Source organism: Klenkia sp. AC732 (assembly GCF_979256525.1).
In genome coordinates this window covers 1-12,446 of the sequence record NZ_CEEDOS010000068.1, presented here as the reverse complement: position 1 = coordinate 12,446, position 12,446 = coordinate 1, and the positions used below count along the sequence as shown (strand labels likewise).

The window sequence follows — 12,446 nt, the reverse complement described above, 5'->3', positions numbered from 1 at the left end:
GAGGAGCCCCCACCGTGACCGAGCCCGCCACCCCCGCCGGAGCGCCCGCGGGACCCCTGGGCCCCGACCACGGGTACGGCCCCGACATCGACCACGTGCTGCTGTCCGAGGAGCAGATCGCGGACAAGATCCGCGAGCTGGCCGACCGGATCGCCGTGGACTACGCCGGCCGCGAGGTGCTGCTGGTCGGCGTCCTCAAGGGCGCCGTGCTCTTCATGAGCGACTTCGCCCGGGCGCTGCAGCTGCCCACCCAGATGGAGTTCATGGCGGTGTCCTCCTACGGGTCGGCCACCAGCTCCTCCGGCGTCGTGCGGATCCTCAAGGACCTGGACCGGGACATCACCGACAAGCACGTGCTGGTCCTCGAGGACATCATCGACTCGGGCCTGACGCTGTCCTGGCTGCTGAAGAACCTGGGCAGCCGCCGCCCGGCCTCGCTGGAGGTGTGCGCCCTGCTGCGCAAGCCCGACGCGGTCAAGGTGGACGTGCCGGTGCAGTACGTCGGCTTCGACATCCCCAACGAGTTCGTCGTCGGCTACGGCCTGGACTACGCCGAGCGCTACCGCGACCTCCCCTACATCGCGACCCTCAAGCCCGAGGTCTACAGCTCCTGACCCCGGTCCCCACTCCAGGTGGGGTCCAGCCGCTGAGCAGCGGACGCACAGGGTCCCGGGTGTACCGTCGGCGTCCAACGACGTCGCCCCTCGCGACGCAGGTGCCCACCTCGGGTCGCGCGGCGTCCACGGACGATCAGGAGGGTCGACGGGCACCCCGGGTCTCGTCCCCGGACCGCCCGGCATCGGTGTATGGAACGCAAGAAGATCTTCCGCTCCGTCTGGTTCTGGGTCGCCCTCGTCGTCCTGGTCGTCGCGATCGTGCTGCCCGCCTTCCGGGGCAACGGCGGGTACGAGGAGGTGCCCACCTCCACGGCCCTGGCCCAGTTCGCCGACGGCAACGTCGACCGGGTCACGATCAACGACAAGGAACAGACCCTCGACATCGACCTGTCGAGCGCGGTCGACGGCAACGACAAGATCACCACGTCGTACCCGGCCGGCGCCTCCTCGCAGGTCTACGACCTGGTGCGCGGCACCGACGGCAGCGGCTCCAGTGACCCGGTGCGCTTCGACACCAACGTCACCCAGGACAACCTGCTGGTGTCGATCCTGGTCAGCTTCCTGCCCTTCCTGATCATCCTGGGCCTGCTGTTCTGGCTGTTCAGCTCCATGCAGGGCGGCGGCCGCGGCGTGATGGCCTTCGGCAAGTCCAAGGCCAAGGCGGTCAGCAAGGACACCCCGAAGACCACGTTCGCCGACGTCGCCGGCGCCGACGAGGCCATCGAGGAACTGCACGAGATCAAGGACTTCCTGCAGAACCCGGTCAAGTACCAGGCGATCGGGGCGAAGATCCCCAAGGGCGTGCTGCTCTTCGGCCCGCCCGGGACCGGCAAGACGCTGCTGGCCCGCGCCGTGGCCGGCGAGGCCGGGGTGCCGTTCTACTCGATCTCCGGCTCGGACTTCGTCGAGATGTTCGTCGGCGTCGGCGCCAGCCGGGTCCGTGACCTGTTCGAGCAGGCCAAGACCAACGCCCCCGCGATCATCTTCATCGACGAGATCGACGCCGTGGGCCGGCACCGCGGCGCCGGCATGGGCGGCGGGCACGACGAGCGCGAGCAGACCCTCAACCAGATGCTGGTCGAGATGGACGGCTTCGACGTCAAGGGCGGCGTCATCATGATCGCCGCGACCAACCGGCCCGACATCCTGGACCCCGCGCTGCTGCGCCCGGGCCGCTTCGACCGCCAGATCGCCGTCGACCGGCCCGACCTGCTCGGTCGCGTCGCCGTCCTGAAGGTGCACGCGACCGGCAAGCCGCTGGCCGACGACGTCGACCTGGAGACCCTGGCCCGCCGGACCCCGGGCTTCACCGGGGCCGACCTGGCCAACGTGCTCAACGAGGCCGCGCTGCTCACCGCCCGGCACGGCGGCACCGTCATCACCGACGCCACCCTCGAGGAGGCGATCGACCGCGTGCTCGCCGGCCCGGAGCGCAAGACCCGGGCGATGAGCGAGAAGGAGAAGAAGGTCACCGCCTACCACGAGGGCGGGCACGCCCTGGTGGCGCACGCACTGCCCAACCTGGACCCGGTGCACAAGGTGACGATCCTGCCGCGCGGGCGCTCGCTGGGGCACACCCTCGTGCTGCCGACCGAGGACAAGTACACCCAGACCCGCTCGGAGATGATCGACACCCTGGCCTACGCCCTGGGCGGGCGGGCGGCCGAGGAGCTGGTCTTCCACGAGCCGACCACCGGTGCCGGCAACGACATCGAGAAGGCCACCGCGATGGCCAAGTCGATGGTCACCGAGTACGGCATGAGCGCCAAGCTCGGCGCCGTCAAGTACGGCACCTCCGACGCCCAGCCCTTCATGGGCCGGGACATGGGCTCCCGCTCGGACTACTCCGAGGCCGTCGCCGCCGACATCGACTCCGAGGTGCGCGCCCTCATCGAGGCCGCGCACGACGAGGCGTGGGAGATCCTGGTCGAGTACCGGCACGTGCTGGACAGCCTGGTCCTCGAGCTCCTGGAGAAGGAGACGCTGACCAAGGACGACATGGCTCGGATCTGCGCCGGGGTGGACAAGCGGCCGAACCTGGCGCCCTACAACGGCTTCGGCAAGCGGACGCCGTCGGACCGGCCGCCGGTGCTCACCCCGGCCGAGCAGGCCCGCGGCACCGCGGCGCTCAACGGCCACGGCGGGGACGTCGAGAAGCCGCTGCCCGTCGGCGACGCCGGCGCGCCGCAGTCCCGGTGACCGACCTCGCGGTCCCGGTGTCGGTCGACGGCGTCGACCACGCCCGGGCCGAGGCGGCCGTCCGCGAGCTGCTGATCGCGGTCGGGGAGGACCCGGACCGACCCGGCCTGCGGGACACCCCCGGCCGGGTCGCCCGGGCCTACGCCGAGACCTTCGCCGGTCTCCGCCAGGACCCGGCGCAGATCCTGGCGACGACGTTCGACGAGGACCACGACGAGCTGGTCCTGGTCAAGGACATCGCGCTGTACTCGACCTGCGAGCACCACCTGGTGCCCTTCCACGGGGTGGCGCACATCGGCTACATCCCCGGTGCCGACGGCCGGGTGACCGGGCTGTCCAAGCTGGCCCGGCTGGTCGAGGTCTACGCCCGGCGCCCCCAGGTGCAGGAGCGGATGACCAAGCAGATCGCCGACGCGCTGATGTCGGCGCTGCAGCCGCGCGGCGTCATCGTGGTGGTCGAGGCCGAGCACCTGTGCATGGCCATGCGCGGGGTGCGCAAGCCGGGCACCCGGACGATGACCTCCGCGGTCCGCGGGGTGTTCAAGGAGTCCGCGGCCACCCGTGCCGAGGCGATGAGCCTCGTCCTGGGCCGGTGACCGCGCCTCTGCCGCGCGGGGACCGCTGCCAGGTGATGGGCGTCCTCAACGTCACGCCCGACTCCTTCTCCGACGGCGGCTGCTTCGCCGACACCCCGACCGCCGTCGCGCACGGACTGGCACTGCACGCCGCCGGGGCGGACTGGGTCGACGTGGGCGGGGAGTCCACCCGGCCCGGTGCCGACCGGGTCGACGCCGCGCAGGAGTGCGAGCGGGTGCTGCCGGTCATCGGTGAGCTGGCCGCCGCCGGGGTGCGGGTCAGCGTGGACACCACCCGGGCCGAGGTCGCCGCCGCCGCGCTGGACGCGGGCGCCGGCCTGGTCAACGACGTCAGCGGTGGGCTGGCCGACGAGGGCATGGCCGCCCTGGTCGCCGAGCGGGGGGTGCCCTGGGTGCTCATGCACTGGCGGGGGCACAGCCGGGAGATGCACGCCGCGGCGCGCTACGGCGACGTGGTGACCGAGGTCTGCGCCGAGCTCACCGCCCGGGTCGAGGACGTCGTCGCCGCCGGCGTGGACCCCGCCCAGCTGGTGCTGGACCCCGGCCTGGGGTTCGCCAAGAACGCCGAGCACAACTGGGCGCTGCTGGCCGGGCTGGACCGGCTGGTCGGGCTCGGTCTGCCGCTGCTGGTCGGTGCGTCCCGCAAGAGCTTCCTGGGCCGGCTGCTCGCCGACGACGCGGGCACCCCCCGCCCGGCCGAGCAGCGCGACGCCGCCACGCTGGCCACCACCGTGCTGGCCGCCGAGGCCGGCGCCTGGGGGGTCCGGGTGCACGACGCCGGCCCCTCCGTCGACGCCGTCCGTACCGTGGCCGCGGTCCGTGCCGCCCGCGCCGCCGCGGGTGCCACCACCCGTCACCCCGCCCCCGACCGGAGGTCCCGTGCCTGACCAGATCGCCGTCCGCGGCCTGACCGCCCACGCCCACCACGGCGTCTACGCCGTCGAGCGCGAGCAGGGCCAGACCTTCTCCGTCGACGCCGTGCTCGACGTCGACACCGCACCGGCCGCCGCCGGGGACGACCTGGCGAAGACGGTCAACTACGCGGAGCTGGCCCAGGCGCTGCACGCGGTGCTCACCGGCGAGCCGGTGGACCTGCTGGAGACCCTGGCGCAGCGGCTGGCCGACGTGTGCCTGGGCGACCCGCTGGTCGACGCCGTGCAGATCACCGTGCACAAGCCGGACGCCGACCTGGGCGTGCCCTTCGACGACGTGACCGTCCAGATCCGGCGCGAGCGCCGGTGACCCGCGCCGTGCTGTCGCTGGGGGCCAACCTGGGCGACCGGGCCGGCACCCTGCGCACCGCGCTGCGGGCGCTGACGGGGGAGGGGCTGGTGGCCCGCTCGGTGCTGTACGAGACGCCCCCGTGGGGCCCGGTCGAGCAGCCGCCCTACCTCAATGCGGTCGCCGTCGTCCGCGGTGACCGGGACGCCGCCGGGTGGCTGGCGCTGGCCCACGAGCTGGAGCAGGCCGCCGGCCGCACCCGCGGGGTCCGCTTCGGACCGCGGACGCTGGACGTCGACGTGGTCACCGTGACCGACGACGACGGCCGGCCGGTGCTGTCGGAGGACCCGGAGCTGACCCTGCCGCACCCGCGGGCACACGAGCGCGCCTTCGTGCTGGTGCCGTGGATGGCGCTCGACCCGGCCGCCGTCCTGCCCGGGCGGGGTGCGGTGCGCGAGCTGCTGGCCGCGCTCCCGCCCGAGGACGTCGAGGGTGTCGAGCGGTGGGAGCAGCTGGCGTGAAGCCGGTCTCCCGCCGTGACCTGGCCGTGCTGGCGGTGGGCGTCGCCGTCGTCGCCTGGCTCGTCGTCCGCCAGTCCTACGGCAGCCTGCCCACGTTGCACTGGTGGCAGCCGGTGCCCCTCGGCCTGCTCGCCGCGGCCGAGGGGCTGGGCGCCCGGACGCTGCGGGCCAGGCTGGCCGCCGAGCGCGACCGCCGTCCGGCCCCCGGGCGCAGCGGTGCCGCCGCGGCGCGGCCGGTGGAGCCCATGCTCGTGGCCCGGCTGGCGGTGCTCGCCCAGGCCAGCGCCTGGGTGGGGGCCGGGTTCGCCGGGCTGTGGGCCGGCACCGGGGTGCACGCCCTGTCGGAGTCCGGCCGGTTGGCCGCCGCCGGCGGGGACGCCGTGGCCGCCGCGATCGGGGTCGTGCTCTCCGCGGCCCTCGTGGGTGCGGCGCTGGTGCTCGAGCACGCCTGCCGCGTGCCCGAGCAGCCCGACGACCGGGACGACGCCCCGCGGGGCTGAGCGTCGTCCCGGGGCGGGTCAGCCCAGTGCGGCGCCGGCGGTCTCGGGGACCGACCCGTCGACGGAGCGGCGCAGCGCGGCGTGCAGCGACTCCGGGGTCAGCACCCCCAGGAAGCGGTCCCCGTCCAGGACGGCCACCCAGCCGGCCTCCATCCGCAGCATGATCGCGAAGGCGTTCTTCAGCGTGGAGTCCACGGGCACCCACGCCTCCATGTGCCGCCCGGCGCTGCGCACGGTGCCCGAGCCCTGCGCCCGGTCCACCGAGAGCCAGCCGTGCAGCGTCTCCTGCGCGTCCAGCACGACCGCCCAGCGGGCGCCGGTCTGTTCCAGGACCGCGCGGGCCTCGGCCAGGGTGTCGTCCACGTGCACCACGGGGGGGCGCTCGAGGTCGGCGGTGTCGATGCCGGTGACGGCCAGCCGCTTGAGCGCGCGGTCCGAGCCGACGAAGTCCGCGACGAACGGGCTGGCCGGCTTCCCGAGCAGCTCGGCCGGGGTGGCGTACTGCTCGACCTTGCCGCCCTCGCTCATCACCGCGATCCGGTCACCGAGGCGCACGGCCTCCTCGATGTCGTGGGTGACGAAGACGATGGTCTTGCGCACGGTCTCCTGCAGGCGCAGGAACTCCGACTGCAGGCGCTCGCGGACCACCGGGTCGACGGCGGAGAACGGCTCGTCCATCAGCAGCACGGAGGGGTCCGCGGCCAGGGCCCGGGCCACGCCGGCGCGCTGGCGCTGACCACCGGAGAGCTGGTGGGGGTAGCGGTCGCCGAACGTGGCCGGGTCGAGCCCGACCGTGGACAGCAGCTCCTCCACCCGGTCGCGGGTGCGCCTCTTGTCCCAGCCCAGCAGCTTGGGGACCGTCGCCACGTTGGTCCGGATGGACTGGTGCGGGAAGAGACCCACGTTCTGGATGACGTAGCCGATGCGGCGGCGCAGCTGCACCGGGTCGACCCGGGTGACGTCGTCCTCGCCCACCAGGATGCGGCCGGTGCTGGGCTCGATGATCCGGTTGATCATCTTCATCGTGGTGGTCTTCCCGCAGCCCGAGGGGCCGACCAGCACGGTCAGCTCACCGGCGGCGAAGGACAGGTCCAGGGACTGCACGCCGACGGAACCGTCGGGGTAGACCTTGCTGACGCCCTCCAGACGGATCTCCTCGGCGCCGCCCTGACCTGCGGGAGCGGTGGTGGGAGCGGTGGAGGTGGCAGTAGCGTCCACGCGGTGACCTTCCTGGTGCGCGCTCGGTGAGCGCTGCGAGCGAGATGGCGGTGCTCGCGGTGGACGCGGCGCCGAACCCGTGGTTCAGCTCCTCGTGGGTGGTCGACAACTGGGGCACCATCATGCCGTTGTTGGTCCAGCACGTCAGGTTGACCGTCGTGTCCGTGCTGATCGGAGCGCTGATCGCGTTCCCGCTGGCCCTGCTCGCGCGGCGCAGCCGGTTCCTCACCGGGCCCGTGCTGGGCGTCTCGACGCTGGTCTACACGATCCCGTCGCTGGCCATGTTCGCGTTCCTGTCGCCCTTCACCGGGCTGTCGGAGACCACCGTCGCCGTCGGCCTGGTGCTGTACTCCCTGGTGATCCTGGTCCGGAACTTCCTGGCCGGCCTGCAGGCCGTGCCCGCCGACGCCGTCGAGGCCGCCCGCGGCATGGGCTACGGCCCCGGGCGGCTGCTGGCCAAGGTGGAGATCCCGCTGGCGCTGCCCTCGATCATGGCCGGGCTGCGGATCGCCACGGTCTCCACCGTCGCCCTGGTGACGGTCGGCGTCGTCGTCGGTCAGGGCGGGCTGGGGCAGATCATCATCGTCAACGGGTTCAGCGCCAACTACTACCGGCCGCCGATCGTCTTCGGCACGCTGGCCTGCGTCGTCCTGGCGTTGGTCGCCGACCAGCTGCTGGCCCTGCTCGAGCGGGTGCTCACCCCCTGGACCCGCACCCCGACCGCGGGGCGCACGACGGCCGCCACCCGCACGGCCGAGTCCGTGGAGGTCGCCGCGTGAGCGCCATCGGGGACGCCTTCGTCTACCTCAACGACCCGGTCAACTGGACCCGTCCGCGCGGCATCCTGGACCTGGCCGGTCAGCACCTGCAGATCGCCGGTCTCGCGTTGGCCATCGGCCTGGTCATCGCCGTGCCGCTCGCGGTCGTGCTGGGGCACACGGGCAAGGGCGGGGCCATCACCGTCGGCCTGGCCAACGTCTCGCGCGCCGTGCCCACCCTGGCGATCCTCACGATCTTCGCCGTCACCCCGATCGGGTTCACCATCTGGGCGCCGGTGATCGCGCTGGCCGTCTTCGCGATCCCGCCGATCCTGGCCAACACCTACGTGGGCTTCCGCGAGGTCGACCGGGACGTCGTGGAGTCCGCGCGGGCGATGGGGATGAGCGAGCGGCAGGTGGTCTTCCGGGCCGAGCTGCCTCTGGCCGTGCCGCTGATGATGACCGGCATCCGGACGGCGGCCGTGCAGGTCGTCGCCACCGCGACGCTGGCCGCACTGCTCGGCGGCGGCACGCTGGGCTCGGTCATCCGCACCGGCTTCGCCCGTCAGGACAACGGCGTCGTCATGGCCGGTGCGCTGCTGGTGGCCCTGCTGGCCCTGCTCACCGAGGTCCTGCTGGCCGTGGTCAGCTGGGTCGTCACCCCCGGGGAGAAGCGGCTGCCCTTCACCGGCGGTCGCCCCCGCCGCCCGGTCGACGAGCCGGTCGACCTGCCCGCCGCCGAGGACCGCGACCTGGTCGGCGCCGGAGCCGGAACCTCGCCCCCGAGGTAACAAGACGGCAACGCCCGATTGCCCCGGTCGGTCGTGCCGGGTTGAGTCGTGTGCTGCGGGAGTCCTCCCGCCAGACACGCGTCGCCCCAGACCGGGGCGCGGGACACAGAAGGCGGACCCATGCGCACCAGCGCCCGCATCCTCACCACCACGTTCGCCGTCGCCACGGTGCTGGCCACCGCCGCCTGCGGGGAGTCCGGTTCCTCGGGCACCAGCTCCGGCGGGGGCGCCGAGGCCTCCGGCGACGCCTGCGCGCCCATCCCGGGCGACCAGCTCGTCGTCCTCGAGGACGACGAGGGCCTGCAGGCCGTCGACAACATCATCCCGGCGATCAACACCGCCTACGCCACCGCCAACCCCGGCGTGCTCGACGTGCTGAGCTCCATCTCCACGGTGCTCACCACCGAGGACCTCGTCGCGATGAACTCCGGCGTCGACATCGAGCGCCAGTCCGCCGAGGACGTCGCCGCCGCCTACGTCGCCGACAACGACCTGGGCTCCGACGCCACCCCCGGCACCGGCACCGTCCGGGTCGGGGCCGCGGGCTTCACCGAGAGCCAGATCCTGGCCAACGTCTACGCCGACACCCTCAACGCCGCCGGCTACACCGCCACGGTGCAGACCGTCGGCCAGCGCGAGGCCTACCTGCCCGCCCTCGAGGGCGGCGAGTTCGACGTCTTCCCCGAGTACGTGGGAACGCTGACCGAGTACCTCGACGGCAACCCCGACGAGGCCGTGGCCAGCGCCGACCTGGACGCCACCGTCGAGGTGCTGCGCCCGCTCGGTGACGCCGTGGGCCTGACCTTCGGGGAGCCCGCCGAGGCCGCCGACGAGAACGCCTTCGCGATCACCACCACCCTGCAGGACGAGCTGGGCGGCATCACCACCCTCTCCGAGCTGGCCGAGGCCTGCTCGGACGGCTCGCTGGTCCTGGGCGGCACCCCCGAGTGCCCGACCCGGCCCTTCTGCCAGCCCGGCCTCGAGGAGACCTACGGCTTCACCTTCTCCCAGGTGAACGACTACGACCTCGGCGCCCCGACCAACCAGGCCCTCATCCAGGGCGAGATCTCCCTCGCGCTGGCCCTGTCGACCGACCCGGTCTTCGCCCAGTAGGCCGTTCCGGCACGGCACGAGAGGCGGGCACCCCCGGGGGGTGCCCGCCTCTCGGCGTTCACAACGGTTCGGTCACGGTGTCCCGGGGGATTTGCGCTGGTCACGACGGTCGCGGTTCGCTCAGGGGCCGCGGGACACCTCCCGCCGGACACGCGTCGTCCCCCAGACCCGGGGGGCGCGGGACACAGAAGGCGGACACATGCGCATGCGCGCCCGCGTACTCACTCCGTTCGCCATCGCCGCGGTGCTGGCCACCGCCGCCTGCGGCGAGTCGGGTTCCTCCGGCAACGGCAGCGGCGGCTCCGACGGTGGCCAGGCCTCCGGCAGCACCTGCGCGCCCATCGCCGACGACCAGCTCGTGGTGATGGAGGACGACAAGGAGCTCCAGGCCGTCGACAACATCATCCCGGCGCTGGAGACCAGCTACGCCGAGGCGAACCCCACCGCCCTGGACGCGCTGAACACCGTCTCCGACGTGCTCACCACCGAGGACCTCGTCGGCCTCAACGCCGCCGTCGACGTCGAGCGCAAGAGCGTCACCGACGCCGCCGCCGAGTACGTCGAGGCCAACGACCTCGGCTCCGGCGTCACCGGCAGTGGCGCCGTCACCGTCGGGGCCGCCAGCTTCACCGAGAGCCAGATCCTGGCCAACGTGTACGCGGGCGCCCTCAACAACGCCGGCTTCACCGCCACCGTCCAGACCGTCGGCCAGCGCGAGGCCTACCTGCCCGCCCTGCAGGCCGGCCAGTTCCAGGTCTTCCCCGAGTACGTCGGCACCGTCGCCGAGTACCTCGACGGCAACCCCGACGAGGCCGTCGTCTCCGGCGACCTGGAGCCCAGCGTCGAGGCCCTGCGCGGCCTGGGCACCCCGGCCGGCCTGACCTTCGGCGAGCCCGCCGAGGCCGAGGACAGCAACGCCTTCGCCATCACCGTCGCCCTGCAGGAGGAGCTCGGGGGCATCACCACGATGTCCGAGCTCGCCGAGGCCTGCTCCGACGGGTCGCTGGTCCTGGGTGCCACCCCCGAGTGCCCGACCCGGCCGTTCTGCCAGATCGGGCTCGAGGACGTCTACGGCTTCCAGTTCGCCTCGCTGGGCGACTACGACCTGGGTGCCGCCACCAACCAGGCGCTCATCCAGGGCGAGATCTCCATGGCCCAGGTCCTCTCGACGGACCCGATCCTGGCCCAGTAGCAGAAGGACCTCGTCGCCCCCCCACGACGCGCTCCACGCGCCGCGCGGGACCCTGCGACGAGGCCGTTCCAGCACGTCACCGAGGCGGGTGCCCCCAGGGCGCCCGCCTCGCGGCGTTCAGTACCAGCCGCCGGGCGGGAGCTGCTCGCCCGCGGTGACGACGGCGTCGAGCCGGTTGCCCTCCTGGGGCAGCGGGCAGGACCAGCGCGGGTCGTAGGTGCAGGAGGGGTGGTAGGCCAGGTTCAGGTCGACGACCAGGGAGCCGGCGTCTCCGCCCAGGTCGGCGCCCTTGACCGTGTCCAGCAGGTAGCGGCCACCGCCGTAGGTCGTCGTCCCGGCGCTGCCGTCGCGCAGCGGGAGGAACAGCCCGCCGCCGTACCCGCCCAGCCACCACACGTCCAGCCGACCCAGCTCGCCCAGGGTCACCCGGCCGACCCGGTCCAGGGCGACGACGCCGTCGTCGGCGGTGGGCAGCTGCAGGCGTTGCGGCTCGACGTCGGTGTCCAGCCGGGCGAGGAAGCGCAGCTGCGGGTCGTAGGGCGCCACCGGCAGCCCGGTGAACGCGGCCCGGGCGGTCTCCCCGAGCGGGGAGTCCGGGTGGTCGGTGAACAGGCGGTCGCGGCCGGCCCGCCAGGTGGCCCAGCCGGCCTGCGGGTCCTCGGCGGACCGCGCGGCGGCGTAGAGGGCGTGCACCTGTCGTCGCCAGTCGAGCAGGGTGAGCGTCACGCCGTCCACTGTGACACCCGGTCACCCCGACACTGCGGTCACGATCACGACCGGTGCCGCCCCCGCCACCGTAGGGTGGAGGGGTGGCAGACCGGCCGGACGACGTGGGGTCGCACGCGTCCCGTCCCGTCGGCCGGGTCGACGACGCCGCCCGGACCAGCACCTCCTCGGCGTCCGCGCTGCGGATCACCGGGATCGCGCTGGGCTTCGCGCTGGCCATCGGCGCCACGCTGGCGGTCTTCCTCACCGACAACGCGCTCTACCTGCGGCTGGCCGTCATCGCCGTCGCGTGGGCCTTCGTCATCGCCGCCTTCTCCGCCGGCCGCCGCAAGACCGACCAGGCCGTCGCGGCCGGCCGGGAGGCCGAGCTGCGGCAGGCCTACGAGCTCGAGCTCGAGCGCGAGGTCGCCGCCCGCCGGGAGTACGAGCTGCGGCTGGAGAACCAGCTGCGGCGGGAGACCCAGGAGGCCATGCGGGCCGAGATGGACCAGCTGCGCAACGACCTGGCCGGCCTGGCCGCCCTCCGCGACCAGCTGGCGGGGCTCGGTGAGCTGAAGTCCGACATGAGCCGGCTGCGCCACGAGCTCACCGAGCAGCTGTCCGGGGAGATGCTGGTCGAGCGGATCGTCATGCGCACCCAGTCGATCCGGATGCCCAGCGAGCGCCCTCGGCTCGAGCGCGGTGAGGACCGGCTGCTGGAGGCCGCGCCGGTGTGGGTGGACCCGACCCCCGAGCCCCTCCCCGTGCGCACCACCACCCCGCCGGTCCCGGCGCCGGCTCCGCTGCCGGCCGACGCCACCCGCTCCTTCCCGCGGATCGAGCCCGAGCCGGTCGAGCCGGTCAGGGTCGAGCCGGTCAGGGCCGAGCAGTCGGCACGGCCGGAGCCGCCGTCGCCGCGGGAGTGGCTGGGGCAGCGCGACCTCCCCGCCGAGCCGGTCCGACCGGTGGCGGCGCAGCCCGCCGTCCCCGCACCGGTCGTCCCCACCCCCCCCGC

General features: G+C 73.6%; 14 protein-coding genes. 12 read left to right on the top strand and 2 right to left on the bottom strand.

Annotated elements, in window-relative coordinates:
- Positions 1 to 14: 14 nt before the first annotated feature.
- The 7 genes from hpt (at position 15) to AC0IVP_RS21085 (ending at position 5,654) form a co-directional block, all read left to right on the top strand.
- Entirely contained in the window at positions 15 to 614 is a 600-nt protein-coding gene (gene hpt / locus AC0IVP_RS21115; RefSeq protein ID WP_471759148.1) for a hypoxanthine phosphoribosyltransferase, read from the top strand.
- A 192-nt stretch (positions 615 to 806) separates the two neighbouring features.
- A complete protein-coding gene (ftsH, locus tag AC0IVP_RS21110; protein ID WP_056293583.1) occupies positions 807 to 2,816 on the top strand; it encodes an ATP-dependent zinc metalloprotease FtsH in 2,010 nt (669 codons plus the stop codon).
- The gene (folE, locus tag AC0IVP_RS21105) at positions 2,813 to 3,412 is read left to right on the top strand and encodes a GTP cyclohydrolase I FolE (RefSeq protein WP_471759146.1); all 600 of its coding nucleotides are present in this window, start codon (positions 2,813 to 2,815) and stop codon (positions 3,410 to 3,412) included. The genes ftsH and folE overlap by 4 nt, the downstream gene beginning before the upstream one ends.
- Positions 3,409 to 4,299 carry a dihydropteroate synthase gene (folP, locus tag AC0IVP_RS21100; RefSeq protein ID WP_255352979.1) on the top strand — a complete coding sequence of 297 codons (891 nt, stop codon included), beginning with the start codon at positions 3,409 to 3,411 and terminating at the stop codon, positions 4,297 to 4,299. Before folE ends, folP begins: the two co-directional genes overlap by 4 nt.
- Complete coding sequence (gene folB / locus AC0IVP_RS21095; RefSeq protein ID WP_056293574.1) at positions 4,292 to 4,654, top strand: dihydroneopterin aldolase; 363 nt, start codon at positions 4,292 to 4,294, stop codon at positions 4,652 to 4,654. Before folP ends, folB begins: the two co-directional genes overlap by 8 nt.
- Positions 4,651 to 5,154, top strand: coding sequence for a 2-amino-4-hydroxy-6-hydroxymethyldihydropteridine diphosphokinase (gene folK / locus AC0IVP_RS21090; protein WP_471759144.1), 504 nt, complete (start codon positions 4,651 to 4,653; stop codon positions 5,152 to 5,154). The genes folB and folK overlap by 4 nt, the downstream gene beginning before the upstream one ends.
- Positions 5,151 to 5,654, top strand: coding sequence for a DUF3180 domain-containing protein (locus tag AC0IVP_RS21085; protein WP_056293570.1), 504 nt, complete (start codon positions 5,151 to 5,153; stop codon positions 5,652 to 5,654). The genes folK and AC0IVP_RS21085 overlap by 4 nt, the downstream gene beginning before the upstream one ends.
- Before the next feature lie 18 nt (positions 5,655 to 5,672).
- Here the strand turns inward: AC0IVP_RS21085 and AC0IVP_RS21080 are convergent, their stop codons facing one another.
- Positions 5,673 to 6,872 carry an ABC transporter ATP-binding protein gene (locus AC0IVP_RS21080; protein WP_082556771.1) on the bottom strand — a complete coding sequence of 400 codons (1,200 nt, stop codon included), beginning with the start codon at positions 6,870 to 6,872 and terminating at the stop codon, positions 5,673 to 5,675.
- Between the two features lie 26 nt (positions 6,873 to 6,898).
- Here AC0IVP_RS21080 and AC0IVP_RS21075 point away from each other — a divergent pair, with 26 nt between their 5' ends.
- The 4 genes from AC0IVP_RS21075 to AC0IVP_RS21060 all read left to right on the top strand — a co-directional run bounded on the left by AC0IVP_RS21075 (position 6,899) and on the right by AC0IVP_RS21060 (position 10,726).
- A complete protein-coding gene (locus tag AC0IVP_RS21075; protein WP_471759142.1) occupies positions 6,899 to 7,651 on the top strand; it encodes an ABC transporter permease in 753 nt (250 codons plus the stop codon).
- On the top strand, positions 7,648 to 8,421 hold the full coding sequence (locus AC0IVP_RS21070) for an ABC transporter permease (RefSeq protein ID WP_471759140.1): 774 nt from the start codon (positions 7,648 to 7,650) through the stop codon (positions 8,419 to 8,421). The genes AC0IVP_RS21075 and AC0IVP_RS21070 overlap by 4 nt, the downstream gene beginning before the upstream one ends.
- A 120-nt stretch (positions 8,422 to 8,541) precedes the next feature.
- Complete coding sequence (locus tag AC0IVP_RS21065; RefSeq protein WP_056293568.1) at positions 8,542 to 9,534, top strand: glycine betaine ABC transporter substrate-binding protein; 993 nt, start codon at positions 8,542 to 8,544, stop codon at positions 9,532 to 9,534.
- Positions 9,535 to 9,739: 205 nt separating this feature from the next.
- Positions 9,740 to 10,726, top strand: coding sequence for a glycine betaine ABC transporter substrate-binding protein (locus AC0IVP_RS21060; RefSeq protein ID WP_235564705.1), 987 nt, complete (start codon positions 9,740 to 9,742; stop codon positions 10,724 to 10,726).
- 117 nt (positions 10,727 to 10,843) lie between these two features.
- Here AC0IVP_RS21060 and AC0IVP_RS21055 read toward each other — a convergent pair whose 3' ends face one another.
- Positions 10,844 to 11,452, bottom strand: a complete 609-nt coding sequence (locus AC0IVP_RS21055; protein ID WP_056293562.1) for a DUF1684 domain-containing protein — start codon at positions 11,450 to 11,452, stop codon at positions 10,844 to 10,846.
- Positions 11,453 to 11,535: 83 nt separating this feature from the next.
- Between AC0IVP_RS21055 and AC0IVP_RS21050 the strand changes: the two genes are divergently transcribed.
- Positions 11,536 to 12,446 (top strand): DUF6779 domain-containing protein (locus AC0IVP_RS21050; RefSeq protein WP_471759138.1); only part of this gene is annotated, 911 nt, incomplete at its 3' end.